At 56.5% G+C, this 26233-nt stretch carries 20 protein-coding genes; 10 read left to right on the top strand and 10 right to left on the bottom strand.

The window, feature by feature from the left end:
• Positions 1-67: 67 nt before the first annotated feature.
• A complete protein-coding gene (locus tag G516_RS0119305; protein ID WP_028295038.1) occupies positions 68-1594 on the bottom strand; it encodes a bifunctional ADP-dependent NAD(P)H-hydrate dehydratase/NAD(P)H-hydrate epimerase in 1527 nt (508 codons plus the stop codon).
• 219 nt (positions 1595-1813) lie between these two features.
• Between G516_RS0119305 and queG the strand changes: the two genes are divergently transcribed.
• On the top strand, positions 1814-2923 hold the full coding sequence (gene queG / locus G516_RS0119300; RefSeq protein WP_084645257.1) for a tRNA epoxyqueuosine(34) reductase QueG: 1110 nt from the start codon (positions 1814-1816) through the stop codon (positions 2921-2923).
• A gap of 203 nt (positions 2924-3126) precedes the next feature.
• Here queG and G516_RS0119295 read toward each other — a convergent pair whose 3' ends face one another.
• Together G516_RS0119295 and G516_RS0119290 are read right to left on the bottom strand one after the other, a co-directional pair.
• Positions 3127-3654, bottom strand: a complete 528-nt coding sequence (locus G516_RS0119295) for an REP-associated tyrosine transposase (RefSeq protein WP_028295036.1) — start codon at positions 3652-3654, stop codon at positions 3127-3129.
• Positions 3655-3814: 160 nt separating this feature from the next.
• Entirely contained in the window at positions 3815-5821 is a 2007-nt protein-coding gene (locus G516_RS0119290) for a RecQ family ATP-dependent DNA helicase (RefSeq protein ID WP_036537555.1), read from the bottom strand.
• Positions 5822-6316: 495 nt separating this feature from the next.
• Here G516_RS0119290 and G516_RS0119285 point away from each other — a divergent pair, with 495 nt between their 5' ends.
• The 5 genes from G516_RS0119285 to codA all read left to right on the top strand — a co-directional run bounded on the left by G516_RS0119285 (position 6317) and on the right by codA (position 13124).
• Entirely contained in the window at positions 6317-7075 is a 759-nt protein-coding gene (locus tag G516_RS0119285; RefSeq protein ID WP_028295034.1) for an SDR family NAD(P)-dependent oxidoreductase, read from the top strand.
• Positions 7076-7554: 479 nt separating this feature from the next.
• Positions 7555-9030 (top strand): MFS transporter, encoded by a 1476-nt coding sequence (locus tag G516_RS23400; RefSeq protein ID WP_084645255.1) that lies wholly within the window; start codon positions 7555-7557, stop codon positions 9028-9030.
• A gap of 328 nt (positions 9031-9358) precedes the next feature.
• Positions 9359-10615 carry a cytosine permease gene (gene codB / locus G516_RS0119275; RefSeq protein WP_028295033.1) on the top strand — a complete coding sequence of 419 codons (1257 nt, stop codon included), beginning with the start codon at positions 9359-9361 and terminating at the stop codon, positions 10613-10615.
• Positions 10615-11862, top strand: coding sequence for a PucR family transcriptional regulator (locus G516_RS0119270; RefSeq protein ID WP_028295032.1), 1248 nt, complete (start codon positions 10615-10617; stop codon positions 11860-11862). The genes codB and G516_RS0119270 overlap by 1 nt, the downstream gene beginning before the upstream one ends.
• The gene (codA, locus tag G516_RS0119265; protein ID WP_028295031.1) at positions 11859-13124 is read left to right on the top strand and encodes a cytosine deaminase; all 1266 of its coding nucleotides are present in this window, start codon (positions 11859-11861) and stop codon (positions 13122-13124) included. The genes G516_RS0119270 and codA overlap by 4 nt, the downstream gene beginning before the upstream one ends.
• 101 nt (positions 13125-13225) lie before the next feature.
• On the opposite strand, the gene G516_RS23395 is transcribed toward codA, so the two are convergent.
• Together G516_RS23395 and G516_RS0119255 are read right to left on the bottom strand one after the other, a co-directional pair.
• Complete coding sequence (locus G516_RS23395; RefSeq protein ID WP_281168052.1) at positions 13226-13723, bottom strand: Lrp/AsnC family transcriptional regulator; 498 nt, start codon at positions 13721-13723, stop codon at positions 13226-13228.
• Positions 13724-13747: 24 nt separating this feature from the next.
• On the bottom strand, positions 13748-15223 hold the full coding sequence (locus G516_RS0119255; RefSeq protein WP_211225151.1) for an aminotransferase family protein: 1476 nt from the start codon (positions 15221-15223) through the stop codon (positions 13748-13750).
• 302 nt (positions 15224-15525) lie between these two features.
• Here G516_RS0119255 and G516_RS23390 point away from each other — a divergent pair, with 302 nt between their 5' ends.
• The 4 genes from G516_RS23390 to astB all read left to right on the top strand — a co-directional run bounded on the left by G516_RS23390 (position 15526) and on the right by astB (position 20995).
• Complete coding sequence (locus G516_RS23390) at positions 15526-16803, top strand: hydrolase (protein ID WP_084645253.1); 1278 nt, start codon at positions 15526-15528, stop codon at positions 16801-16803.
• Positions 16797-17858, top strand: coding sequence for an arginine N-succinyltransferase (locus G516_RS0119245; RefSeq protein WP_028295029.1), 1062 nt, complete (start codon positions 16797-16799; stop codon positions 17856-17858). The genes G516_RS23390 and G516_RS0119245 overlap by 7 nt, the downstream gene beginning before the upstream one ends.
• A gap of 13 nt (positions 17859-17871) precedes the next feature.
• Positions 17872-19326 (top strand): succinylglutamate-semialdehyde dehydrogenase, encoded by a 1455-nt coding sequence (gene astD / locus G516_RS0119240; protein ID WP_028295028.1) that lies wholly within the window; start codon positions 17872-17874, stop codon positions 19324-19326.
• Between the two features lie 316 nt (positions 19327-19642).
• Entirely contained in the window at positions 19643-20995 is a 1353-nt protein-coding gene (gene astB / locus G516_RS0119235; RefSeq protein WP_028295027.1) for an N-succinylarginine dihydrolase, read from the top strand.
• A 155-nt stretch (positions 20996-21150) separates the two neighbouring features.
• Here the strand turns inward: astB and G516_RS0119230 are convergent, their stop codons facing one another.
• From G516_RS0119230 to G516_RS0119210, 5 genes are all read right to left on the bottom strand, one after another.
• Positions 21151-22023 (bottom strand): MipA/OmpV family protein, encoded by an 873-nt coding sequence (locus tag G516_RS0119230; protein ID WP_084645251.1) that lies wholly within the window; start codon positions 22021-22023, stop codon positions 21151-21153.
• Between the two features lie 587 nt (positions 22024-22610).
• Positions 22611-23312 (bottom strand): ABC transporter permease, encoded by a 702-nt coding sequence (locus tag G516_RS0119225; protein WP_028295025.1) that lies wholly within the window; start codon positions 23310-23312, stop codon positions 22611-22613.
• The gene (locus G516_RS0119220) at positions 23309-24001 is read right to left on the bottom strand and encodes an ABC transporter permease (protein WP_028295024.1); all 693 of its coding nucleotides are present in this window, start codon (positions 23999-24001) and stop codon (positions 23309-23311) included. The genes G516_RS0119225 and G516_RS0119220 overlap by 4 nt, the downstream gene beginning before the upstream one ends.
• Positions 24002-24069: 68 nt before the next feature.
• Positions 24070-24819, bottom strand: coding sequence for an ABC transporter substrate-binding protein (locus tag G516_RS0119215; RefSeq protein ID WP_028295023.1), 750 nt, complete (start codon positions 24817-24819; stop codon positions 24070-24072).
• A gap of 87 nt (positions 24820-24906) precedes the next feature.
• Positions 24907-25683 (bottom strand): ABC transporter ATP-binding protein, encoded by a 777-nt coding sequence (locus tag G516_RS0119210; RefSeq protein WP_028295022.1) that lies wholly within the window; start codon positions 25681-25683, stop codon positions 24907-24909.
• Positions 25684-26233 lie beyond the last annotated feature (550 nt).

Genomic DNA, 26233 nt, shown 5'->3' with positions numbered 1-26233 from the left:
CACGCCGTTACGTCTTACAGTAATATTCAGCGTCAGTTTACCAGTCCCGTCGGGCAAGACCAGCCGCTTACGCTGTGTTGTTCAGGTTTCGCAACCAGGGCATCAGGTCGGTCGCCAGCAGACCTCGTGGACCGCCTTCTTCGGCTGCCAGATCGGCTGCGGCACTGTGCAGGCAAACCCCCAGACGAGCGGCTTTCCAGCCGTCCAGTCCTTGTGCCAGCAGCGCTGCAATCACACCGGTTAACACATCGCCCATGCCACCGGATGCCATGCCGGCATTGCCGTCGGTGCACACCGCCACTCGACCACTCGGGTCAGCAACCAGAGTACCGCGACCTTTCAGCACCACCACGGCCTGATATTTTTTGGCCAGTTCACGGGCGGCCTTGAAACGGTCCCGCTGCACTTCCACGGTATCCAGCCCCAGTAGCCTCGCCGCTTCGCCCGGGTGCGGTGTCATCACCACGTTGCGCTCGGAAAACTCGCGGAACCAAGCTGGTGACGCCAGCAAGTTAAGCGCATCGGCATCCAGTACTAGAGGTTTGTCGGACTCCAGCACCTGCTGCATCATCAATTCCGACCAGCTGCTGGAGCCCAGTCCCGGGCCGATTGCCAGCACGGTTGGAGCATCCAGTTTGCCAATCAGTTCCTGACCGGAGTTCACGCCCAGCGTCATCACCTCCGGGCGACGCGCCAGCAGTGGCATAACGTGTTCTGGGCGGGTCGCGCAGCTGACCAGTCCAGCGCCCATTCGGGCTGCGGATTCACTGGCCATGCTCACGGCACCGGCCATGCCGTGGTCACCACCAATCACCAGCACATGACCAAACATGCCCTTATGGGAGTTGCCACTGCGAGCCGGTAACAGCTCCTGCGTTTTCTGCAGTCGCGACCAGCTGATGCGTTCAGCATCGGGAATGACCTGAAATGCCAGTTCGGCATGGGTCGACAGCGGCGCAAAGGCGATATCGCCACAGTAGTCCGGGCCTTCCACTACCAGCAAACCGCGCTTGATACCCACAAAGCTGACCGTTATATCGGCCTTCACCACGGCACCCATGATGCAGCCGGTATCGGCGTTGAGGCCAGATGGCAAATCCAGCGACATCACCGCAGCCGGGTGAACATTAATGGCATGAATGGCTTCGGCGTAACGACCGCTGACGATCTTGTTCAGACCGGTGCCCAGAAGGGCATCGACGATCACATCGCCGTCAAAATCAAATTCGCCTTCGAATGGCTTCGCCACCACACCGGCATCGTCTGCCAGTGTGCGGGCTTCCTGACTGGCTTCAGAAAGGTTGGAATGATCGCCAAGGGTATAGAGGCTGACGCCAATACCATGCAGGGCCGCCAGCGCGGCAAGGTAATAGCCATCACCACCGTTGTTGCCATTACCGGCCACCACACACAGGTGTTCGGCTTCTGGCCAACGCTCTATCAGGCAAGCAAACGCGGCTTCGCCAGCGCGTGCCATCAATTCGAACGTACGGGTGTTTTCCAGCGAGATTGCTGCAGCGTCCAGAGCACGAACCTGCTCTGCCGTGTATACCGCTCCCGGCAGGTGATCCATCACGCTGTGCGGTCGTTTCATCCCTGTCACCTTTCTGTTATGCAAGTTGTACTCGACACATTGACTCGTGCTCCGGCAAGCCTTAAAAAGCCCGCGCTTGAACACGCTTGTTTATTAAGAGGTCGTTGCTGGCCAATAAAGTTCAGCATATTTCCGGAAAGCCAGCTCCCGAACGCCTGGCCCGACGCCTCTGTGATAAAGTTAATGATTATAACCTCTGACGCCAATAGCTAGCCAATCATGTCCGATAATGCCCAGTATAATGCGACGACCGGTATCAAAGACGGCACCAGCGCCGACATCATGGCCATGCAACAGTTGCGGGCGCAACTCGACCAATGGGCAGCCGAGCTGGGATTCCAGCAAGTCGGCGTTACCGATATCGACCTGACAGAAGCCGGTGAAGAGTTGCAGGACTGGCTGGCCAAGGGCTACCACGGCGACATGGACTACATGGCTGCCCACGATGACATGCGTTGGCACCCGGAAAAACTGCACCCGGGTACCGTTCGGGTGATCAGCGCCCGCATAAACTACCTGCCCCCCGGGGTTGATCAGGTTGAGCAATTGCGCAACCCGGACAAGGCCTATATCTCACGCTATTCACTGGGTCGGGACTACCACAAACTGGTGCGTAAGCGCCTGACCCAGCTGGGCAACAAGCTGCGCGAAGCCGCTGGTGCCATGGATTTCCGGGCATTCGTCGACAGCGCTCCCATTATGGAACGGCCGTTAGCGCAAAAAGCCGGACTCGGCTGGACTGGCAAACACACCCTGATCATCAACCGCAAAGCTGGCTCGTACTTTTTTCTGGGCGAAATTCTCACCGACTTGCCGCTGCCGGTCGATCAACCCTACGAAAAAAACCACTGCGCCCGCTGCACCAGCTGCCTCGACCTGTGTCCGACAGACGCCTTTACCGGCCCCTACGAACTCGATGCCCGCAAGTGCATTTCCTACCTGACCATTGAACTGAAAGGCCCGATCCCGGAAGCCCTGCGGGAACCCATGGGCAACCGCATTTTTGGCTGTGACGACTGTCAGATGGTGTGCCCCTGGAACCGCATCAGCGACACCAGTGAAGAAGAAGACTTCAGCCCCCGCCACCAGCTGGATAAAGCCGGCCTGCTGGAGCTGTTCGCCTGGGACGAAGCCACCTTCCTGAAAAAGACCGAAGGCATGCCCATTCGCCGCACCGGTTACGAAAACTGGCTCCGCAATATTGCCGTAGGGCTGGGCAATGCACCCGCCAGCCTGGAAGTGATCGATGCCTTGCAAAAGAAACGACCGTTAGTCAGCGACATGGTGCAGGAACACATTGACTGGGCGCTGACCCGACAGCAGGGCTGACCAGGCCAAGAGACTTTGATGGGCGCAAGCGCGCCATCCTATGTTTTAACGCTACGCAGATTTCGGCTTAGCTTGGAGAAAGCGCACCATCCTATGATCTTTGATTGGCACGTAAATAGGATGGGCACTCGTGCCCATCAAGCGCAGATTCCTACACAAACCTGCCCTTCTGGAGCTCGTCCGACTGCAAACTCAACCCGGCACTATTCAATGAACAACCTCTCAACCTCCAAAACATCGTGGGGCTGGCCCCAATCAGGTGAATACCATCCCTTTGCAACGCATTGCTCGAACGAACTCCAACGCCAATCGCAAGGCCGTTTGCTGTAACCATGCTTGACCGGATTAAAGTGAATGTAGTCCATGTGTGTTCGCCAATCATGTTCATCAGTGATCACGTGTTCCCAAAAACGGCGTTGCCATATCCCCTTTTCACGTTTGTTTTTCAATGAGGGGCGATCTGAAAATGACGGTAACTCCCGGGAAAACAACGATTTGATCTGCGACCAGCGTATCGCGTTGTTACTGTCGTAAGGAGGTAATTGCCAGAGGCAGTGCAAGTGATCGGGCAATACCACAATGCCGTGAATATCAAACGGGTAGCGCACCTTAACCTGTCGAAAAGCTGCTCTTAACAAGCCAATATTCTCGACCAGAATCGGGCGTCGGTGATGAGTGACTACTGTGAAAAAGTAGCAGGCACCAGCTATGTGCGAACGACGATAATCCATAAGGCTTCCATGCTGTTTTGGATAGTTCGATCAGTTTTGATGGGCGCAAGCGCACCATCCTATGTTTTAACGCTACGCAGATTTTGGCTTCGTTTAGCAAATAGGATGGGCACTCGTGCCCATCAGCCGTCATTCCAATCGAATAATCTTCTATCCACTTCTACACCAACTGCGCTTTAACAACCTCATACGGCACTTGCTCGAGCTTGCCAAAGCCCGCCAGCGAACGGGCTTTAACCTTGGTAAACCAGGGCACATGAATGCCGCACAGAAAGCGGGTTTGCAGCTCAACAGACGGCAGCACACCAAACTGCTGCTGCACCGCCTGATTCAATGGTGCAACCATCGCAGCCAGGTCAATGCCAGCCAGCGAGGCGTCTGCCGAAGCTTCTGGCCAGCTTTGGAATTGGCCTCGGCACACCGAGCAGATGCCACAGTCGTGGCCCATGTTTTCGCCAAAATAGTGTGCTAACCGGCGCGACACACACTGCGGCTGTCGAAACAGGTCGAGCATCTTGTGGATGCGCTGGATTTCGTTCTGCTGTTTGTCCAGAAAGTGTTGATGCAGGTTGGTCGCCAACTGTGGGGTTGCAAGCTTGTTGGCATCGACCCGATACACGTCGGTCATCTGCTTGCTTTCAAGCTGCAACCAGCCGCGCTCCTGACAAAACTCCAGCGCTTTCAGAGCACGAACCCTTGGTGGCTCCGCTGTACTTTGGGAGCCTGCATCACCGCCGTTAGCTAACGCCTGTTCCAGTTTTTCGGTATCCAATGTGTACCAGCTGCGGCCCTGCTTGCTGGTGTTCAGCAAGGTCTTCAAAAACTGCTGCCGCTGCGGGTCAAAGTGGCCTAACAACTCGGCTTCAGAGCCCTGCAATTTGTACCGATATTCAGCAAAGTAGCTATACTGGGAGGTCAGCACAGCTTGCATTTCGAGGTTCACCAACAGGGTTTTCAGCGGCAACATGCGAATGTTGGTGGCACTGGACAGCGGCGTCATCAGCACTTCCCACTGCGCCGAGCCCTGATGGTCCGTTTGCAGCTGCTGCTGAATGGTCTGAATCACCTGTTCGATGCCACTCAGCTCTGGCGCATCGCCGTATACGAAGTTTTCCAGCACCGTCAGTCCCGACTGATCCGCCAGCATCACGCAGTCCGACGGCTTGCCATCTCGCCCGGCGCGACCAATTTCCTGGCTGTAGTTTTCAACCGACTTGGGCAGGTCGTAGTGAATAACCTGGCGAATATTGCTTTTATCCACCCCCATGCCAAAAGCAATGGTGGCGACAATCACCGGGATTTCACCACTCATAAACTGCCGCTGAATCTGATCCCGTTGTTCTGCAGGCAAACCGGCATGATAGGCACGTACCGGAAAGCTCAGCTGCCGGGCCAGGGCCTCCGCCACGTGCTCGGCAGTATTCTGTAACGTCACATAGACAATGGCGGCAAAATCCTGCTGTTTTTGCGCTGACTTTTCAGCCAGATGATTCAACCAGCGGGCGCATTTCTGGGTGCGCTCCGACTCAACCGTCGGCTGCACCAGCAAGCGCAAATTAGGCCGATGAAAGCCGGTGGTTACCACGTCGTCTGAGGCAATGGCGAAGTGCTTCTGCATGTCGTCGATCACCGCTTGTGTGGCAGTGGCGGTGAGCAACAGCACCTGCTCTACGTCAAACTCGCGGCAATAGTCTGGCAGCTTGAGGTAATCCGGCCGGAAGTTGTGGCCCCATTCGGAAATACAGTGGGCTTCGTCGACGACCAGCAGGGAAATGGGTACTTGCGAGATAAACTGGCGAAAGCGTTCGTTCTTCAACCGCTCGACCGACACCATCAGAATCTTGATGGTCCCAGACCGAACGCCATTCATCACCTCCTGGGTTTCATCACGGCTCTGACTGGAGTCGATGGTCGCCGCCGCAATGCCTTTCGACTTGAGGAATTGCACCTGATCCTGCATCAGCGCCAACAGCGGAGAAATCACCAACGTCAAATGCGGCAGCATCAAGGCGGGCAACTGATAGCACAGCGACTTACCCGATCCGGTTGGGAAAATAGCCGCCGCCGAACGACCGTCCAATATCGCCTCCACCACCGGCTGTTGACCGGGGCGTAAGCCATCAAAACCAAAGAATTGCTGAAGGGACTGCTGCCAGTTGGCTTCCATGACGATTCCTGCTCCCGAAGTAACGGCCGGAGTACACCAGCCCTGAAAAGACTTCCCTATTCAAACACGCTCGCTGAAAGCTCTGAAGTGTAAAGAGGACATCTATTTAATCCTGCACGGCTCTGCGCGAGTGTTGCCGTTGTTCAGTGCAAGGCGACGAATGCAGTGGAATGACGTGTCCTTTCCAAGTTCGTCAACACAGCACTGGGCGGCGGCAACCCGCGCCCTATGGGGGCTGCCGGATGATCTCGACTCTGTGTCGCCGACTTTTGACTTGACCCGTCAGGCCTGCAAGTCGGCTTCGTGATTCGAAACCATCCGGCAGCCCAGAGTGAGCACCGGATTAAAGAGATGTCCTCTAAGACCAACTTTCCCGATTTATGCGCATAACACCGTTCCCGCTCACTCCAGACAACCAACAAAACCTTTGGAAAATAGTTGAATCGTAAAATAACAGAGGGCCGTTAAGACCCGGACCACACAGAGGTAAACATCATGATCAACTATCAGCTCGAAGGTAAAGTCGCCATGGTCACTGGCGCAGCATCCGGTATTGGTTTCGCCGTGACAGAAACACTGGCCGCATCCGGGGCCGCCGTTTCACTCTGGGATGTATCAGAAGACCACCTCAGCACCGCCATGGAAAAACTGCAGAAATACAAGGTGCCACTGCAAGCTGTTGTCGCCGATGTCAGCGATTTTGAAGCGGTGGCGGAAGGGGTAGAACGGGTAGTAAGCGAACTCGGTCGGCTCGATATCGGGGTTAACAACGCCGGTATTGGCGGAGCCGCCGCCAAGTCCGGAGACTACCCGATCAACAGTTGGAATCAGGTCATCAATGTGAACCTGAACGGCGTGTTTTACTGCCAGCGGGCGCAACTGCAAGCCATGGTCAAACAAGGCTCTGGCAGCATCATCAACATGGCCTCGGTGCTGGGCCAGGTGGGCATCGCCCAATCCTCCGCCTACGTCGCGGCCAAACACGGCGTGGTCGGCATGACCAAAGCGGCAGCACTGGAACACGCCGAAGACGGCATCCGAATCAATTCCGTCGGCCCAGGCTTTATCAAAACCCCACTGTTGGACGCCAACCTCGACGAAGAAACCAAAACCTTCCTGGCCGGCAAACATGCTCTGAACCGCCTGGGTGAACCACAGGAAATCGGCGAGTTAGTGGCCTGGCTGGCCAGCGACGCCGCCTCCTTCGTTACAGGCACCTACTACGCCGCCGATGGTGGCTTTCTGGCGCAGTAGTAACTTATCGAGGAGACTGAAATCCCGCTGGAAGTCCGAATCAAACACCCGCAGTTGCGGGTGTTTGATTGAGCTGGGCCCGTGCTTTTACTGCCTTTCAACCGTCCCACCACCACAACCCATTGTTGCTCAAAAACTCCCCGTATTTGTGCAAAAACCGTTTTGAGCTTCTGATCATAAATGATACAAAGGCGGCTCTTACCGACTCCTGAGCATTCCGTGTTCAAAAGCTCGTTCCTGAGCCCAAGACATCACCATCCAATCCCGGCTGGCTTGCTTCAAGCATGCCCAAGCCTGCCCGATTGATGTGTCATTCAGCCGTCGACAAGTAACCACTGTCATTGTCATTTTGCTATTCAGGTAACCAAGGAGATCATGAACGCTCCCTGCTTGCGCGCGCGTCTGCTGGCTGTTTTGCCACAGTTGCCTGCGGTCACTCACTCGTCTGCTGATCATTCATTCAAACCGGAGGGCTTGCCATGCTTCCTCTGGTAATGCCCATTTCTTCCTTGCTGATTGGTGTCGCCCTGCTGCTGTTTGGCAGTGGTTTGCTGAACACCCTGCTGTCATTGCGAGGGGGCCTAGAGGGCTACAGCAACAGCCTGATTGGCTACATCACCTCCGGCTATTTCCTTGGCTACTTTATTGGTTCGTTTTTGGGGTTGGCGCTGTTACGACGCATCGGCCACATTCGCGCCTTTGCTTTTTGTTCGGCGGTGGCGGCCATTACCGTGTTGTTGCACGTGTTGTGGGTGAACCCGTACGTGTGGATTGTGCTGCGCATTCTGAATGGCGCGGCCATTGTGATCTTGTACACCACCATCGAAAGCTGGCTGAATGACCAAACCCCTGCGGCCAAGCGCGGCCAGGTGTTTGCCGTTTATATTGCCGTTACCCTGGTGGCACTGGCGGCAGCTCAGCAGTTGTTGGTGCTGGATAGCCCACAAAACTTCACCCTGTTTGCCATCGCCGCCATGCTGATCTGCCTGAGTCTGATGCCGGTTACCTGGACCCGTTTGCCACAGCCTAAATTGCAGCCCAGCCTGCGACGCTATTCATCTCGTAAGCTGATGCGTATTGCGCCGGTCGCGGCGATGGGGGGCATGTTGTCGGGTCTGGTGATGGGCAGTTTCTGGGGCCTGATGCCCGCCTATGGCCAGCAAAATGGCTTTGACAGCCATCAGGTCGCCAGTCTGATGTCGGCAGCCATTATTGGTGGTTTGCTGTTTCAGTATCCCATTGGGCGTTTGTCGGACAGTCGTGACCGCCGTTTGATTCTGGCCAGTATCTCTGCACTGGGCGCTGTCATTACCCTGCTGACCTGGCTGCTGCCGCTGCCATATTGGCTGGTGCTGGGCAATGTTGCCATCTGGGGTGGCGTGGCGTTTTCGTTGTATCCATTGGCGGTGGCGCATCTGGTGGACAACGTCGACAGCGATGACATTCTGCCCGCCGGTAGCGCCATTTTGCTGGTGTACGGCGTTGGAGCAGCCATTGGCCCCGCGCTGAGTGGCGAAATCATGCAGGCGTTTAATGCCTCGGCATTGATGCTGCTGTTCGCCGTTGCTCACGGTAGTTTTGCGGCTTATGCCTTCTACCGCTTGCGTAACCCGATTGCCGCGGTCGAGCCGGAATCTCCGGCGGCGTTTGTACCGATGCTGCGTACCTCACCTGCGGTGCTGGAAATGCACCCGGATGAGTCGTTGCCGGTCAGTGATGATATGAAGGCTGCAAGCGCGAGTGAAAAGTCAGCCCCGGCTTCTGAAGAGCTCGCCCGTGAAGAAGTAACCCGTAAAGAAGCAGCAGAATCAGACCCTGAGACTGAACCCGAGTCAGTCGCCATAAGCTCGCTAGCCCAAGGTGCTAAACCCAACGCTCAACCTAACGCTCAACCCAGCACTCACCCCAGCGCCAATGATGAAAAAGCGACAACGGTGACGGTTCAGGCGGGTTAAGCCCAATAGTTGCAGCAGCAGTTGCCGTCACAGGCACCTGCTTGCTGCATTTGGAACGGCCAGTCGTACCACCATGGTGCACTCTGGCTTCATCAGTGCTCTCAGCGTTCGCATTCCCCTCATCTTGGTCCACACACCTGCCCCATATTCGCCCAAGGTCGACAGGTGCCGATCATGTGTTTTGTGCACTATGCACAAAATAACGACTAACTGTCTGGCAGTTCTTACATCCGCCAGCAGCCTGATCGTCTAAACCATAATCTGGTACAGGCCTTGCTCTGTAGGGGTTTTCCCAGCCAAAACGATCATGGAACCTATGGAGCCCACTATGAACACATCCGATTACCCGCTCAGCGAAGTGCCCAAAACGGATCGCCGGGGGCTGCTTTCCAGCGCTGCTGTGCTGTTGGGCTTTACCTTCTTCACCGCCACCATGTGGGCCGGTGGCACTTTGGGCAGTGCCTTCTCCTTCGGCGAACTGCTGTTGGTGATTCTGGTGGGCAACCTGTTGCTTGGCAGCTACGCCTCGGCACTGGCTTACATTGCCTGCAAAAGCGGTCTGAACTCGGTGCTGATGGGACGTTTTTGCTTTGGCGAAAAAGGCAGCAAGCTGTCGGACTTTGTGCTCGGCTTTACCCAAATAGGCTGGTACGCCTGGGGCACAGCCACCATTGCCATTGTGCTGGTAAAGACCACCGGCCTGCCGGCAGCTCTGGAAATCCCGCTGATGGTAGTTTTCGGGTTTGGTTTCTGCCTCACCGCCATGATTGGTTACAAAGGCCTCGACTGGCTCTCGCGTTTTGCCGTACCGGCCATGATGGTGTTTATTCTGGTCAGCCTCTACGCAGGTCTGATCGATGTTGGCGGCTTCGCTGGTTTAACCTCGCAAACCCCGACCGACAGCATGAGTTTTGCAGCGGCCATTACCGTGGTTATCGGCACCTTCGTCAGCGGCGGCACCCAGGCAACCAACTGGAGCCGGTTTGCCAAAACCCCGCGGATTGCGGTGATTGCCACCATGGCGGCCTTTTTCATTGGTAACGGCCTGATGGTACTGACCGGTGCCATGGGCACGCTGATATATCAGCAGGCCGACATTGTCGATGTGATGATCGCCCAGGGCTTTGTGGTGCTGGCTGTGCTGATGCTGTTTCTGAACATCTGGACCACCCAGGACAACACCATTTACAACTTCGCCGTGGCCGGTTGTAACCTGCTGCGCACCGAAAAGCGCAAGCTGGTCACCGTCGCCGGTGCCGCCATTGGTACCGTGCTGGCGATTGGCGGCATGTACAACTTGCTGATTCCGTTTCTGGTGCTGCTGGGCACCTTTATTCCGCCCATTGGCGGCGTGATCATGGCCGATTTCTGGCTACGTCATAAGGGCAGCTACCCGACACTGGCCAACGTCCAACTACCCGACTTCAACTGGTTTGGCCTGGCTTCCTACGCCATTGGCTCTGCCGCTGCCTATTTCTCTCCGATACTGCCACCAGTCATTGGCGTAGTGGTGGCAGCGCTTTGCTACGGCGCGCTGCTGAAGCTGCCGCAGAACACCATTGAAGCGGACGTTGCGGAGGGTTAATGAGCATCAGCTGTGCCGATATTCCACACCTGCCCGGCCTTGGCACTATTCGCCTGAGAGCCGGGTTTCAGGGGGCCAACCGCATTGTGCGCTGGCCCTACATTGCTGAAAACGAAAGCATTACGCCGTGGGTCAGCGGTGGCGAACTGGTGTTTGTTACCGGGATCAATTTGCCCCGCAACGAAGCCGACTTGTGCCGACTGGTAGAAGAAGGCCACCAGCAGCACATTGCTGGCATCGTGGTCCTCACCGGCGAACAGTACATCCGCGAGATTCCCGCCAGCGTGCTGGAGCTGGCCAACCACTTGCAGTTTCCGCTGTTTGAACAACCCTACGAACTGAAAATGGTGCTGGTGACCGAAACCATCAGCAACGCCATTGTGCAAGACAACCTGATGGGCCAGTCGGTGAAGCTGTTTCTCAGCAAGTTGATCAACGGCTTTGCAGAAACCCCCGAGCTGATTCACTTGCGCGCCCGCCAGCTTGGCCTGAGTGACCAACGCCCCTACGCCGTGCTGGCGGTGCGCATGGTGATGCCAGCGAGCAGTCACCCGGATGAGCAAGCCTTGCTGCTGCAACAACGCCATCATCTGGAGCAGCAACTGACCGACCTGATAAAGCGCCGTCATATCGACTGGCCAGTGCTGGTGCATGAACAGGATCTGCTGACGCTCTGGCCCAGTGACGACCACCGCAGCGCTACCCTTTACGAAGAAATCAGCGACGCGTTTTTGCGCCTGCAACAACACTCAAACATCGCGCTGTATGCGGGCGTCAGTGATCTACAGGACGCACTGGGGCAGTTGTCGGTGGCGGTCGAACAAGCCCGTCAGTCGGTGCAATTCGCCCTCCAACACCAGCATCAACGGCTGTTTTTCTACGATCAGCTTGGCATCGCGCGATTGTTTGCCGCCATTCCCCAGCGCCAGATGCTGAGCGAGTTCTGTCAGCAACAGCTCGGTGCCCTGTGCTTTTGCCGCGACCCGCAATCACTGCAATTAAAAGAAACCCTGACCCAGTACCTCAACCTGTTTGGTAACCAGCAGCAGGCAGCCGAGGCATTGGGCATTCATCGCAACACCCTGGTGTACCGCCTGAAACGCATCGAAGCCGACACCGGGCTCAGCCTCAAGGACCCGTTCACACGGCTGAACCTGCAAAACGCCCTGCTGATCGAACAAATATTGTTTCAGCACCACAGCATCGATCACCAGACACCTCATTCGACCGGAACCCCAACACCATGAAAATCATCAATGCGCGCCTTCGCAAACAGCCGGACCTGTACACCCTGGAGGTTGAAGACGGGCTGTTCAGCGCCATCCGTGCCCAGCAGGGCTATATCGACAATGCGGCCGCAAACAACCCGGCCGACGACATGATCAACGCCGACGGCAAACTGCTGTGTGCGCCCTTTGTAGAACCGCATATCCATCTGGATGCGGCGCTAACCGCAGGGGAGCCGAACTGGAACCAGAGCGGTACGCTATTCGAAGGCATTGAACGCTGGAGCGAGCGCAAGCCGATGCTGAACGAACAGGATATTCGTCAGCGGGTGCTGAAAACCGTCGAGCTATTGGTTGCCAATGGCGTCCAGCACATTCGTACCCACGCCGACACTTCCGACCCGACTCTGGTCGGCCTGAAAACCCTGTGTGACCTGCGTGATGAACTAAAAGACCGCATTGATATTCAGGTGGTGGCATTTCCGCAGGACGGCCTGTTGTCGTTCCCCAATGGCTTGCAGCTAATGGAACAGGCACTGGAATACGGCGCTGACGTGGTCGGCGGTATCCCTCACTTTGAATACACCCGTGAGCTGGGTGAGCAGTCGATGAAAACCGTGATTGAGCTGGCGCTGCGCTACGACCGTCTGGTGGATGTCCATTGCGATGAAATTGATGACCCCAACTCACGTTTTCTGGAAGTGTTGGCCTGCGAAGCCCTGTTCAAGGAGCTGGGCCCACGGGTCACTGCCAGCCACACCACCGCCATGCACTCCTACGACAACGCCTACTGCTCCAAGCTGTTCCGTTTGCTGAAGCAGTCGGGCATCAACTTTGTCAGCTGCCCCACCGAAAGCATTCATTTGCAGGGCCGCTTCGACAGCTACCCCAAACGCCGTGGACTAACACGCGTTAAAGAACTCAACGAAGCCGGTATCAACGTCTGCTTTGCCGAGGATTCAATCTTCGATCCCTGGTATTCACTGGGCAACGGCAAGCTGCTGCGCAGCCTCGATTTTGGCCTGCACATCTGCCAAATGATGGGCTACAAGGATTTCCAGAGTGCCCTTGATTTAATCACCGACAACGGCGCCAGAACCCTCAACATTACCGATCGCTACGGCATCGAAACCGGCAAGCCAGCCAGCTTTATTTTGCTGGAAGGCGAGGATGACTACAGCGTGCTGCGTAATCAGGGCGAGGTATTGCTGTCGGTTCGACAAGGGGAAGTTCTGATGCAACGGCAACCGGCCCGCGTGGTGTTTAACCGGTTGGCGCACTGATTGGCTGGGAAACTGAAAGGGTGATTACTTAACCCAAAAAGCCGAAGCATATATATGCTTCGGCTTTTATCTTTTCTGGTGTTTGAAAGCCTGAAAACCGCTCAAAGCCCACGAGGATTCATCAGCTCATCCACCGGATAGCCTTTGAATTTCTTGCTTTCTTTCAGAATCACATGGGTGTTGATGTTGCTGATTTCCGGACACATCTGGATCAGCGAGTTACTCAACTCCATGTAACGCGTCATGTGCGAACAAATAAACCGCACAATAAAGTCACAGCCGCCGCTCACCGTCCAGGCTTCCATCACTTCCGGAATCGCTTCAATGCGCTGCTCCAGAAAGCGGAAGGTATCCGGCGCATGGCTGCCCAATGAAATGGTGGCAATGCACTGCACCGGCTGGCACAAACGGTCGATATTGATCATGCCAATAAAGCCGTCAATCCAGCCGTCCTGAATCAGCTTTTGCAGTCGCTGGTGACAGGCACTGGGCGACAGGTTGACCTTGGCAGCCAACTCCTTGTTGGTAATACGTCCGTCATCCTGCAAGGCTTGCAGCATGCGTAAATCCAGTCTGTCCAGTTCACTTGCCCGTCTCACCGGCAACCTCGCTTTGGTAAAATGTTATTCAAGAACTTGCTGAATGGCAGCAACCAGCGCATCCACCAGCTGGTCGATTTCGGCCTTGGTGATCACCAGCGGCGGCGAAATCGCCAACGCGCCCACGCTTGGCAGCGGACGCACGATAACGCCCTGCTTACGTACTGCCTGGCTCACTTTCAGAGGCCATTTATCAGCCGGGTTTGGCAGGGTTTTACTGACTTTATCGGCCACCAGCTGCACCCCGGCCAACAAGCCGCGACCACGAATTTCGCCAACGTTGGCCAGCGTCAGAACGCGCTCACGCAGCTGTTGGTGCAAGTAAGCACCGTGTTCTGCCGCTTGCTCTACCAGTCCTTCGCGCTCAATCAACTGCAAGTTGGCCAGCGCCACCGCAGCCCCCACCGGATGACCGGAATAGGTGTAACCGTGAGAAAACGCGCCATAAACGTCTGAACCCTGCTTCAGCACCTGCCACACAGCATTCGATACAAACGCGGCAGACATTGGGAAGTAGCCACTGGTCAGGCCCTTGGCGGAGCTCATCATGTCTGGCTCGAATCCCAACTGGGTAGAACCAAACCAGCTGCCCAAACGGCCATAACCGCACACCACTTCGTCAGCCACCAACAGGATGTCGTGCTGGCTTAGCAAGGCTTTCAGAGCCGGATAATATCCGGCTGGCGGCTCAATAATACCACCGGCAGCGTGAATCGGTTCGGCAAAGAACGCGGATATGTTATCGGCACCGTGCTCGTCAATCAGGCTTTCAACGGCCTTGATCAGGCGCTGGCAAAATTCTGCTTCCGATTCATCAGGCAGGGCACGAGTGTAATAGTGAGGGCACTCCGTACGCAAAACAAAATCCTGCGGCAGAGGGTAACCTTTATGAAAACCACCCAATCCGGTCAAACTGGCGGTGCTGATGGAGGTGCCGTGATAGGCCTGCTCGCGAGCAATCACCTTGATTTTGTTCGGCTTGCCGCGCAGTGCATGGTAGTGCCAGGCGATTTTAATCAGGGTGTCGTTAGCGTCACTGCCGCCAGAACCGAAGAACACCCGGCCGTCCTGCAAGGAAGGCGGCGCAATCGACAGCAGTTTGTCCGCCAGCGCCACCTGCCATGGGTTCGAGGCATTGCTGAAGGTGTGATAATAAGCCAGCTGATCGGCCGCTTGCTTCATCGCCTCGGTGAGCTCCTCGCGGCCATAACCGGCATTCACACACCACAAACCACCCACCGCATCCAGCAGCGCCGTGGTTTCGCCCTCGGCTCCGGCTTCCAACCGTGCTTCAAACACCGTAGAGCCCTTGCCACCCACCATCATACTGGGGCCATTGGCCTCCAGTGCCGTAATGGAAGACGCCGGGTGCAGCATCACATCGTGGTCCTGTGCCGCCAGTGCAGCGGTATCAAAAGCGCCAGCCTCAATGCTCGTCGCGGCTGGGGACGCAGTTGCAGCGGCCGTTTCGGTTTGGCCTGATGGGGAATGGTTGCTCATACGGATACTCTCCTCCTGCCCGGCGATTCCAGCGCCGGACATCTCGGTCTTTGTGTCCTTTCAGTGTATGAATAACCGAAAAAATTTAATCCGGTTGTTTTGCAAAACCCTGATATTTTGTTCGTTCATAAAATCTCAAAAACTGCCTAAAACCCCATAAATAAAGGCTTTAAAGGCATTTTAGAACCACTAAAAACCAATCAGAACTTTATTCGGCTTTTAAGCCACAACTACGCATCACATTCGTTCGGCACTGAACCAAACTGAGATCAACTGAATCGGGAACCCGTGTCATCGAAGCCATGAAGCAACCGTCAACACCCCCTACATCAACAGCAAGCTCAGACGCCAATACCAGCCTGATGAGCCAACTGGAAGCCCGCGCCGAGCAGATGGTTCAGCAGACCATTGAGCTGTGCGACATCAATTCCGGCAGCTACAACCTCGCCGGTATTCAGCAGGTACAGGCCCACTTCAAGGCGCTGTTCGCTCCGCTGGCGGACGACTACCGCGAGATAGAGCTGGGCCCGCTGGAGCGCGTCACCGATAACGCCGACGTCAGTCAGTTGCCATTGGCCCCAATGCAAGTATTCCAAAGCCGACCGCAAGCACCGTTGCAGCTGCTGTTCACCGGCCACAGCGACACCGTGTTTCCCAAGGACTGCGATTTCCAACAGTGCTGGACCGACGGCAACCTGTTGCGCGGCCCCGGCACCGCCGATATGAAAGGCGGGCTGGTACTGGTGTCCGAAGTGCTGAACTGGCTTAACCATTCTGAACTGAAAGACGAGGTTGGCTTTACCGTAGCGATTTCTCCGGATGAAGAAATCGGCTCGCCCTGCTCCGGCCCGGTGCTGGCGCAGCTGGCCAAACATACACTCGACAACAGCCAGTTCGCCATTGGCATGACCTACGAACCGGCGCTGGAGGACGGCACCCTGGCCGGAGCTCGCAAAGGCAGTGGCAACTTCTCGATCACCGCCAAAGGCAAAAGCACCCACGCCGGACGCGCGTTTTTTGAAGGCCGCAATGCCGTCGCCGCCATCGCCCGGGTTACCCACGAGCTGGCGCAACTGAGCGACGAAGCCGCGGGCCTGAGCGTCAACATTGGCCAGATTCTCGGTGGCGGTGCGGTGAATATCGTCCCCGATACCTGTGTATGCCGCTTTAATGTACGAGTGAAAGAGCCCGAACAGCAGCAGTACCTGCTCGATCAGGCCGAGCGAATTTTGCAGCAAGCAAGCGCAGATACCGGCGTGGAATTGCAGCTGCATGGCCATTTCAACCGACCGCCAAAGCCGATGACCGAACGCCAGCTGGCGCTGTTCAACCTGCTCAAGCAGTGCGGCACCCAGCTGGGACTGGACATTCAATGGCGCGCCACCGGTGGCTGCTGTGAGGGCAATAATCTGGCAGCGGCCGGACTGATCAACATCGATACCCTTGGCGTACGCGGTGCCAACATTCATACCGACCAGGAATTTGCCTGCCTCGACAGCTTTACTGAACGTACTGCGCTGTCGATTGTGCTGATTCAAACACTTCATCAACATCTGAAAGAGGGCCAACTGCCATGTTGATCATTCGCCCCATGCAACCCGGCGATCTCGATGACCTGATGGCATTGGCCAAAGCCGCCGGTCAGGGCATGACCTCCTTGCCAGAAGATCCGGAAGCCCTGCTGGCACGCATCAACCGCTCCTGCGAAAGCTTTGAGCGCAGTCAGCGTCATCACGACGACTTCTTCTTTCTGGCGATGGAAGACACCGCCAAACAGAAAGTCGTCGGCTGTGCCGGTGTCTATGCCATGACCGGCGCGCGGCAGGCGTTCTATGCCTACCGCATGATGACCACCACCCACTTTTCGCATTCGCTCAATCGTCAAGTGCGCAGCGACATGCTGCACCTCACCAATGACTACACCGATTGCTCCGAAGTCGGGTCGCTGTTCCTCGACCCGGCCTATCGCGGCAACGGCCACTGGCTGGCACGTTCGCGCTATTTATTGATGGGACTGTTTCCGGATCGCTTTGCCGAATCCGTGATTGCCGAGATGCGCGGCTGGACCGACGAAGACGGCAACAGCCCGTTCTGGAACGCCATTGGCATGCACTTTTTTGAAATGGAATTCGACGAGGCCGACACCCTCTGCGGCGTTGGTTCCAACCAGTTCATCACCGAGCTGATGCCGAAATACCCCATTTACACCAACCTGCTGCCGGAAGATGCCCGCGCCGTGATTGGCCGCCCGGCCGATGCCGGGCGCCGCGCTACCCGACTGTTGGAAGAAGAAGGCTTCCGCTACGAAAAAGTGGTCGACATCTTCGATGCCGGCCCGCTGTTGCGCGCCGACCTCAACCACATCGAAACCGTCAAAGCCATCCGTGAGCACAAGGCCCTGGCAGCAGAGTCGTTGAACGAACCGGCCCCGTCGACCCAGGTGATTGCAGCCAATCCGCACTGGAACAACTTCCGGGTAATCTGCACCGAAGCCAACGAAAGCGGCTCCGCCACCACCGCCCACGGTCTGGAACTGACGGGCCCGGCCTTGGAAGCCCTGCAAATGCGTTCTGGCGACCGAGTGGCCTGGGTGCCAGCCCGACTGACCAGCAACGTCATCAAGCCACGAGTGTGAGGAAACCACTGCCATGAAAGCCATCATGATCAACAACCAGTGGCAACAGGGTGAAGGCCCCAGCCTGACCTCCCTGAACCCACAAACCGAAGCTCCGGTTTGGCAAAAACATCAAGCCAGCCAGGCACAGGTTGCTTTGGCCGTTGGTGCCGCCCGTACCGCCTTCAAAAGTTGGTCGCGCAGCAGTGCCGACCAGCGCCGTGCCGTGGTGCGCAAATTCGCCGAACTGCTGGCCGAACACAAAACCGAACTGGCCACCGTTATTCATCAGGAAACCGGCAAGCCTCAGTGGGAAGCCCTGACCGAAGTGCAGGCGATGATCAACAAGGTCGAAATCTCCATCGACGCCGCCCTGCAACGCACCGGCTCCAGCGCCAGCCTGGAACACCATGCTCACGGCGTGATGGCCGTGTTCGGCCCTTACAACTTCCCGGGTCACCTGCCCAACGGCCACATTGTTCCAGCCTTGCTGGCGGGCAATACCATGGTATTCAAACCCAGCGAACTGACCCCATGGGTGGCCGAACGCACCGTGCAGCTTTGGCAAAGCGCAGGCCTTCCCGATGGTGTACTGAATCTGGTGCAGGGCGAAGTCGAAGTCGGCAAGGCACTGTGCGCCCAGGACATCGACGGCCTGCTGTTCACCGGCTCCTCCACCACCGGCAAATTACTGCACCAGCAATTTGGTGGTCGCCCGGAAGTGATTCTGGCGCTGGAAATGGGCGGTAATAATCCGCTCATCGTCGACGACAGCCTCAACAGCAACGACATCGGCAAAGCCGCCGACCTGATAATCCGCAGCGCCTTTATCAGCGCCGGACAGCGTTGCACCTGTGCCCGTCGCTTGATTCTGGTAGAGAACAAGTCAACCGCAGCCCTGCTGAATGAACTGAGCCAACGCTGCCAGCAGCTTGACCTCAACCAATCAGAAAGCAGCTTTTATGGCCCGGTGATCAGTGCCAAAGCCCGCGACGATTTGCTGAAAGGCCAGCAAATGCTGGTTGAACTGGGCGGCAAACCACTGCTGCAATCCAGACCTCATGGTGAGCAAGGCTATGTGCTGACGCCGGGACTGGTGGATGTAACAGACGTGGTGAACGGAAAGAACAACATCCCCGACGACGAATGGTTCGGACCACTGCTGCAAGTGATTCGGGTAGCGAACTTTGAACAAGCGTTAGAAATCGCCAACCGCACCAGGTTCGGCCTCGCCGCCGGACTGGTCAGCAACAGCAGCGATCACCAACGCGACTTCAAACAAGGCATTCGAGCCGGTGTGATCAGCATCAACCAGCCAACGGCCGGAGCCTCCAGCAAAGTACCGTTCGGCGGTATTGGTGCCAGCGGCAACCACCGCCCCAGCGCCTGGTACGCCGCCGACTACTGCGCTTGGCCACAGGCCATCAGCGCGGCTGGCAGCACCAACGAATACCAACCAGCACCGCTGCCGGGGCTAAAAAGCGAATAAACAACAACGCAGCTTCGAGGATACCGAGGCTACAAGACCTAAACCCCGTAATTGCGGCTCCAAACATGCGCGTCGAGGTGCGCCAGCCATGGCCAAAATGAACAGGTAATGTGGCCATGGATGGCCACTTAGCCCACTTGAGGCAGGGATGCCGAATGTGGGCGTTACCGTTGTGAATTTGCAGCCATTGCTGAACAGCGAACCGGAAGCGCGAAGCAGAGGGGCTGGCGCCTTTGGCTTAACCGCGCAGCACCGAAGGAGAGAGAAGTTCTCCCCAAGAGGCAAACCAACCCTCCTGATAAAAATGGATAAACACATGACCACTACCAACGCCCGCGAAGTCAACTTCGACGGCCTCATCGGCCCAACCCACCACTACGGCGGCCTGGCCTCCGGCAACCTAGCCTCCAGCCGCAATGCCCTGCGCACCTCCAACCCGCGCGAAGCCGCGCTGCAAGGGCTGGAGAAAATGCGCACGCTGATCAAGCTGGGCTACACCCAGGGCTTCCTGCCACCACAGCAGCGGCCAGACCTAAGCGTACTAAGCCAACTCGGTTTCCGCGGCCCAGACGAACACATCATCAGCAGCACCGCCCAACAAGCGCCGGAACTGCTGTCGATGGTGTACTCCGCCTCCAGCATGTGGGCCGCCAACGCAGCAACGGTGACGCCGTCTGCCGATAGCAGCGATGGCCGTGTTCACTTCACTCCGGCCAACCTGCTGACCACCGCTCACCGTGCGATCGAACACCCACAGACCGAGCGCATTCTGAACACCGTGTTTGGCAACAGCGATCACTTTGCAGTGCACAGCGCCGTCCCTTCGATCGGTCGTTTTGGTGACGAAGGAGCTGCCAACCATACCCGCTTGTGCACCAGCTATGGCGACGCTGGTGTGGGCCTGTTCGTGTATGGCCGCGACGACCAGACCGATCTCAGCAGCCTGACCTTCCCGGGCCGCCAAACCCTCGCCGCCAGCGAAGCCGTCGCCCGCCAGCATGGCACCCAAACTGCTGTTTACCTGCAACAAGCCGCCCAGGCCATCAACGCAGGCGCTTTCCATAACGACGTTGTTGCCGTGGGTAATGGCCCGCTGCTGATGTACCACCAGCACGCCTACCAAGCCCAGGCTGCCGAACAGGCGTTCGAAACCCTGCGAGCCTATCTGCCGCTGCAAACCCTCTGCGTTAACGCAGACGACGTCAGCCTGCAAGACGCCATCAAGTCCTACCTGTTCAACAGCCAGCTGCTGGCCTCAGCCGATGGCGACATGAGCAAGATGCGCCTGATTGCACCGTCGGAATGTGAAGAAAACAGCGCCGTACGCAAATGGATCGAACGCGCGTTACAGGACCACAACCAACCGATTCGTAACGTCGAATTTGTCGACGTACGCCAGAGCATGAGCAACGGCGGCGGCCCTGCTTGCCTGCGATTGCGCGTGGTACTGACAGACGAACAACTGGCGGCCGTGAACCCGGCATTCCTGCTGGACGAAGCCAAAATCGATGTACTGCAAGACTGGGTAAAACGCCACTACCGCGACCAGCTCAGCGTTGCTGACTTGGCCGATGTGCAGTTCTACCGCGAAGTGATGACCGCGCTGGAAGACCTGATCACGGTATTGGGACTGAAAGGCCAGGCGCTGTATCCGTTTCAGCTAAGCTGACCCAGCACGCCCTCCAGCACACGCTGGAGGGCGTATTGATCTGCCCCACCGTGGGCCGATCTACGCAATCCGACATCCTGACACTGCCAAAAACCTCACCCCGTGTAGGTCGGATAAGCCTGCGCCATCCGACAAGACCCTGGTGCAAAACAACGTCAGAAAAACCGGCTGTACACCAGATTCACGCCCAAGGCGGTTTTGCGGTCGGTGAGCGGGCTATCGGTGATGGCTTTGCCGTAGCGGGTATGGGTCATTTGCAGGCGCAGGCCGCCTCCGGCAATTTTCTGATGTGCCAGCGCCAGGCTGATTTGTTGGTTCACTACACTGTCGGCCTGATATTCCGGCCGCCATGAACGGGCTTCCGAGCCTTTCACGCCGTAGTAGTAATCAACATAGTCGCTGCTTTGGAAAATGGCTTTGGCACCCGGCTCCAACAACAGGCTGCCCAGCTTGATTTTGTATTCGGCACCAACGGCGGCTTCGTAACCGTCGTAGACTCCCAGCAAATCGTGGGTGGCATTGATGTTCCAGTGCCAGTTGCCGAGGCTTTGATCCAACGACAAACCACCGGCCATGGAATAACCACGCTTGTCCATGTCTTGCAGAATCGGACTGTCGGACTCGTCGTAACCGGCAAACACCGGATTCACCTGCAAAGCGAGGTTGGCGCTGCCGATTCGGGTCAGGTCGTAACGGGCAAAGGGGCCGAACAAATGAAAGCGTTCACCGTGGTAGGTGATCATCGGGAAAGGCACCACCCGGGTGTCGAAGTCGGCGTACACGTCCCGTGACGATACCACCCCAATGCCCCAGTTCCATGGCGATGGCTGTGCGCTTGCCTGTGAACTTGTCTGGGAATCCTCTATCGACTCGCCTGCTGCCGCTGACGCCGATTCTTCTGCGCTGGCCGGCAGTACACACAATGCGCTGATTCCTACCCCTAGACCAAGCCCCAAGCCAAGCCCTAGCCCGCTAACAAAACGGGTGACACGTGAATACACGGGAAAGTCGGGTTTCAGGGCAGGCATAGAGGCTCCGGATATCGTTGACAAAGCGTTAAGGACCCTCTGAATAACTCGGTGCCCGCTCTGGATGACAGGGCGACGCTGAGTCACGAAGCTGATTTGCAGGCCTGACGGGTCAAGTCAAAAATCAGCGACACAGAATCAGCAATGCCCTGTCATCCCCGTAGGGCGCGGCCTGCAGACCGCCAGAACAGTGTTGGCGAATTTGGAAAGGACTGGTCATTCCACTGCATTCGCCGCCTTGTTCTGACAACCTGCATGACTCGCGCAGAGCTGTGCAGAATTATTCAGAGGGTCCTTCATATTGTGACCGATCCGGCCGGATTGATTTCCCGCTGTTGGTGGAACAATCCATTGTTGAGTGAGTTTTCAGGAACGTGATGAATTGCAAGACAGTGGTGATAAGCGGGCGCCGACGTATCCAGAAGAATTCGTTCGCGAATAGATTCGCTCCTGCAATGCATGGCCATAGCAGCCCGATACAGCAGCCACAGCGCTGTTCACGCCCAAACAAAAACAGCGGCTCTTGTTTCACTCTCGTTTAACAAGGCCGCCGTTTTCAAAGGCACAATACATCAAATCAGATCAATTCAGATTGGACGCTTGGCGAACTGATATTTGTTCAAGCGGCGCTCCAGCAAGCGGAAGCACAGAATCAGCACCGCAGCCATTGCCAGGTAGACCATACCGGCGGCGAAGAACATCTCCAGCGGCGTGTAGGTACGGGCGATGATGGTTCGGGCCATGCCGGTCAGGTCCAGCAGCGTGATGGTGGATGCCAGCGCCGAGCTTTTCAGCATCAGCAGCACTTCGTTGCTGTAGCCCGGCAGCACAATGCCTGCCGCACGACGCAAGATAATACGCTTGATGGTTTGGAACTTGCTCATGCCCAACGCCATGGCCGCTTCAATTTCGCCTTTTGGCACCGCTTGAATGGCACCACGGATCATTTCCGCGCCGTAGGCGGCGGTGTTCAGTGAGAAGGCGATGATGGCGCACCAGTATGGCTCGCGCAGGATCGGCCACAGCGCCGACGCTTTCACGGCGTCAAATTGCGAGGCACCGTAGTAAATCAGGAAGATTTGCACCAACAGCGGCGTGCCACGGAAGAAGAAAATATAGGCGTACGGCAGGGCCTTGATGGCCATGTTATCGGACGCACGCATCAGTGCCATCGGTACCGCAATCACCAGACCCAGAATGCCGGAAATCGCCACCAGCTCCAGTGTCAGCCAGGCACCGTCCAGCAGTTTCGGGAAGTATTCCCAGATTACACTCCACTCCCAGCTCATGCGCGACCTCCACGAAGTTCAGGTTTGCTCATACGTTCCAGCAAGCCGGTAACCAGCGTGGTGCCGACCGTCAGTAGCAGGTACAGGATGGCGGCTGCAAGGTAGAAATCGAACGGCGATTTGGTAGTGGCTGCCCCCACCGACGCCTGACGCATCAGTTCGTTAAGGCCCACCACAGACACCAGCGCGGTGTCTTTCAACAGCACCTGAAACAGGTTACCCAAGCCTGGAATGGCCAAGCGCCATACCTGCGGCAGAATAATGCGGAAGAAGGTTTGTACCGGGGTCATGCCCATGGCCTGAGCGGATTCCCACTGGCCCTTGGGCACATCTTGCATGGCCATGCGGAAGACTTCGGTGCTGTAGGCACCAAAGGCAATGGCCAACGCTGCTACGGCAGCAGAGAACTGCCCTACGTCGATGTATTCGTCGTAACCGAACATGCTGGCAAAGTACATCAGCAGCTGCGAGCCACCGAAATACAGGGTCAGTACCAGCAGCAGTTCCGGAATACCGCGGACGATGGTGGTGTAGGCAGTGGCAATGCCACGTGCTACCCGAGAGGAGGACAGTTTGGCAGTTGCACCAGCCAAGCCGATGATGAGGCCAAAAAACAGGCTAACCAACGCCAGTTTGATGGTCACCCACAGGCCGCTCAGCAGCAGGTCGCCGTAGCCGTGTAGATCCATGAGAATTACCTTGCAGAATGGTCAAACGAACCGGGGCAAATCGTTCGATTTGCCCCGGTGGTGTTCGATCAGTAGATGTCGAACGGGAAGTATTTGGCGTTGATTTCAGCGTACTTGCCGTTGGCACGGATGGCCTTGATGGCTTCGCTGAACTTGCCTGCCAGTTTGTCGCCCTTACGAACGGCAATGGCGATTTCGTCGTTGATGTCGAAGTCTTCGCCCTTGAACTCGAAGCCTTCACCGTCAGCGGTACGCAACCAGTCGTAGGCCGGGAATTTGTCGGACATGATGCCGTCCAGACGACCGCTGGCCAGATCCAGGTAAGCGTTGTCCTGGGTGTCGTACAGTTTTACGTTAACGATGTCACCGAAGTTGTCTTCCAGGTACTGACCGGAAATGGTGGCACGCTGGGCACCAATGGTTTTGCCTTTCAGGGCTGCTTTGGTGGTTTCAAAGGCAGTGCCTTTTGGCGCTACGAAAGCCAGTACGTTGGCGTAGTATTTTTCAGAGAAGTCGACAACACGCAGACGCTCGTCAGTGATCGACATGGAAGCGATGATGGCGTCGTACTTGCGAGCGCGCAGACCCGGAATGATGCCGTCCCAGTCCTGGGCAACGATTTCACAGTCGGCTTTCATTTCGGCACACAGGGCTTCAGCAATTTCAACGTCGAAGCCAATCAGGTTGCCCTGGTTGTCCATCATGTTGAACGGCGCGTAGGCACCTTCGGTGGCGATACGGACTTTGTCGCCGGCCATGGCAAACGGTGCAGTGGCACAAGCTGCCAGCATAACGGCAGTAGCAATCAGTTTCTTCATGATGTTCCTCGTCTCTTCAGTCGTTGGTTTTGTCGTCACTGGGTGACGTTTGACGATTTGATGTTGGTGTTATCTGTTGTTATCTGATCAGCCCTTGTGGCTGGCCATAAACTCTTTTACGCGCTCGGAGCTCGGGTTGTCGAACACCTGCTCTGGTGGACCCATTTCCTCAATCTGGCCCTGATGCAGGAACACCACCTGGCTCGACACGTCACGGGCAAAGCGCATTTCGTGGGTCACAATCAGCATGGTGCGGCCTTCTTCGGCCAGCTCTTTCATCACCGCCAGCACTTCGTTCACAAGCTCAGGGTCGAGGGCAGAGGTTGGCTCATCGAACAGCAGCACATCCGGTTCCATTGCCAGCGTGCGGGCAATCGCCACACGCTGCTGCTGACCACCGGACAAATGGGCTGGATACGCGTTTTCCTTACCGGTCAGGCCAACTTTGGCCAACAGCTTGAGGGCGCGTTCCTTGGCGTCTTTTTTGGATACTTTCAGCACCTGAACCGGTGCTTCCATGATGTTCTCGAGGATGGTCATGTGTGGCCACAGATTGAACTGCTGGAACACAAAACCAAGGCGGGAGCGCAGTTGCTCAAGCTGACGTGGGTTTTCGGCCTCCAGCTCGTTGCCTTTACCGGCTTTCAGCTTGAGTTGCTCGCCACCAATAACAATTTCGCCCTTGCTGGGTTTTTCCAGCAGGTTGATGCAGCGCAACAGGGTACTTTTACCTGAACCACTGGACCCCAGGATGGAGATCACGTCGCCCTTGTTGGCTTTCAGAGTGACCCCTTTGAGCACTTCCAGCTCGCCGTAGGATTTATGGATATCGATCAATTCCAGTGCCAGTGGGGTGTTACTCATTGGGTACCGTCTTTGGTGTAGTTTCTTATAAAGGCGTTCGCGGATGGTTAACGGACAAACGTTGGTTCGTCTGCACAAACACATTCCGAACACTCGTACTGCCCGGTCAACCGTGCAAAAAATGCCCGTTTACCGATGTATCAATATGGCCGCGTTGCCGGGCGCTATTTTCTTTGCATTACAGAGGCATGACAACCGTTAACCTGACCGTATGCACCACTTTTTCGGCTGAAATTCGCCCCAACTTCGCTGTTGGCTCACATTTCAGACTATTCTGGCTGGAATTTCAGCGCCATTTGCGATGGTCGAAGCAGTCTATGGAGCCTAACCAGAATTAAATCCGGTTGTTTATTTTGTCGCTGGAATAATCTGCCGCAAATAAGGGAGTACAACCCCACCGCCGACCACACACAGCATGACCATCCGGTCAGATTCTTCAGCATGCAACAGACAAAACAGGGTCGCCAGCGATTAAAGCCGATTGGCCAACTGCTCAAATTGTCACCGGACAGGATTTCGCTAATCGCATCGTCAATAGCACACCATTCGG

The organism is Oceanobacter kriegii DSM 6294, from assembly GCF_000422845.1.
GTDB lineage: Bacteria > Pseudomonadota > Gammaproteobacteria > Pseudomonadales > Oceanobacteraceae > Oceanobacter > Oceanobacter kriegii.
Note: the sequence above shows the minus strand (reverse complement) of the source record. Positions and strands in the feature narration are given on the sequence as shown.

Coding starts and splice junctions, on each gene's coding strand:
- G516_RS23400 (WP_084645255.1), top strand. CDS start 7,555: ATGCTTCCTCTGGTAATGCCCATTTCTTCCTTGCTGATTGGTGTCGCC.
- G516_RS0119245 (WP_028295029.1), top strand. CDS start 16,797: ATGTTGATCATTCGCCCCATGCAACCCGGCGATCTCGATGACCTGATG.
- G516_RS0119220 (WP_028295024.1), bottom strand. CDS start 24,001: ATGGATCTACACGGCTACGGCGACCTGCTGCTGAGCGGCCTGTGGGTG.
- queG (WP_084645257.1), top strand. CDS start 1,814: ATGTCCGATAATGCCCAGTATAATGCGACGACCGGTATCAAAGACGGC.
- G516_RS0119225 (WP_028295025.1), bottom strand. CDS start 23,312: ATGAGCTGGGAGTGGAGTGTAATCTGGGAATACTTCCCGAAACTGCTG.
- astB (WP_028295027.1), top strand. CDS start 19,643: ATGACCACTACCAACGCCCGCGAAGTCAACTTCGACGGCCTCATCGGC.
- codB (WP_028295033.1), top strand. CDS start 9,359: ATGAACACATCCGATTACCCGCTCAGCGAAGTGCCCAAAACGGATCGC.
- G516_RS0119255 (WP_211225151.1), bottom strand. CDS start 15,223: ATGAGCAACCATTCCCCATCAGGCCAAACCGAAACGGCCGCTGCAACT.
- G516_RS0119230 (WP_084645251.1), bottom strand. CDS start 22,023: ATGCCTGCCCTGAAACCCGACTTTCCCGTGTATTCACGTGTCACCCGT.
- G516_RS0119305 (WP_028295038.1), bottom strand. CDS start 1,594: ATGAAACGACCGCACAGCGTGATGGATCACCTGCCGGGAGCGGTATAC.
- G516_RS0119285 (WP_028295034.1), top strand. CDS start 6,317: ATGATCAACTATCAGCTCGAAGGTAAAGTCGCCATGGTCACTGGCGCA.
- G516_RS23390 (WP_084645253.1), top strand. CDS start 15,526: ATGAAGCAACCGTCAACACCCCCTACATCAACAGCAAGCTCAGACGCC.
- G516_RS0119215 (WP_028295023.1), bottom strand. CDS start 24,819: ATGAAGAAACTGATTGCTACTGCCGTTATGCTGGCAGCTTGTGCCACT.
- codA (WP_028295031.1), top strand. CDS start 11,859: ATGAAAATCATCAATGCGCGCCTTCGCAAACAGCCGGACCTGTACACC.
- G516_RS0119210 (WP_028295022.1), bottom strand. CDS start 25,683: ATGAGTAACACCCCACTGGCACTGGAATTGATCGATATCCATAAATCC.
- G516_RS0119270 (WP_028295032.1), top strand. CDS start 10,615: ATGAGCATCAGCTGTGCCGATATTCCACACCTGCCCGGCCTTGGCACT.
- astD (WP_028295028.1), top strand. CDS start 17,872: ATGAAAGCCATCATGATCAACAACCAGTGGCAACAGGGTGAAGGCCCC.
- G516_RS0119295 (WP_028295036.1), bottom strand. CDS start 3,654: ATGGATTATCGTCGTTCGCACATAGCTGGTGCCTGCTACTTTTTCACA.
- G516_RS0119290 (WP_036537555.1), bottom strand. CDS start 5,821: ATGGAAGCCAACTGGCAGCAGTCCCTTCAGCAATTCTTTGGTTTTGAT.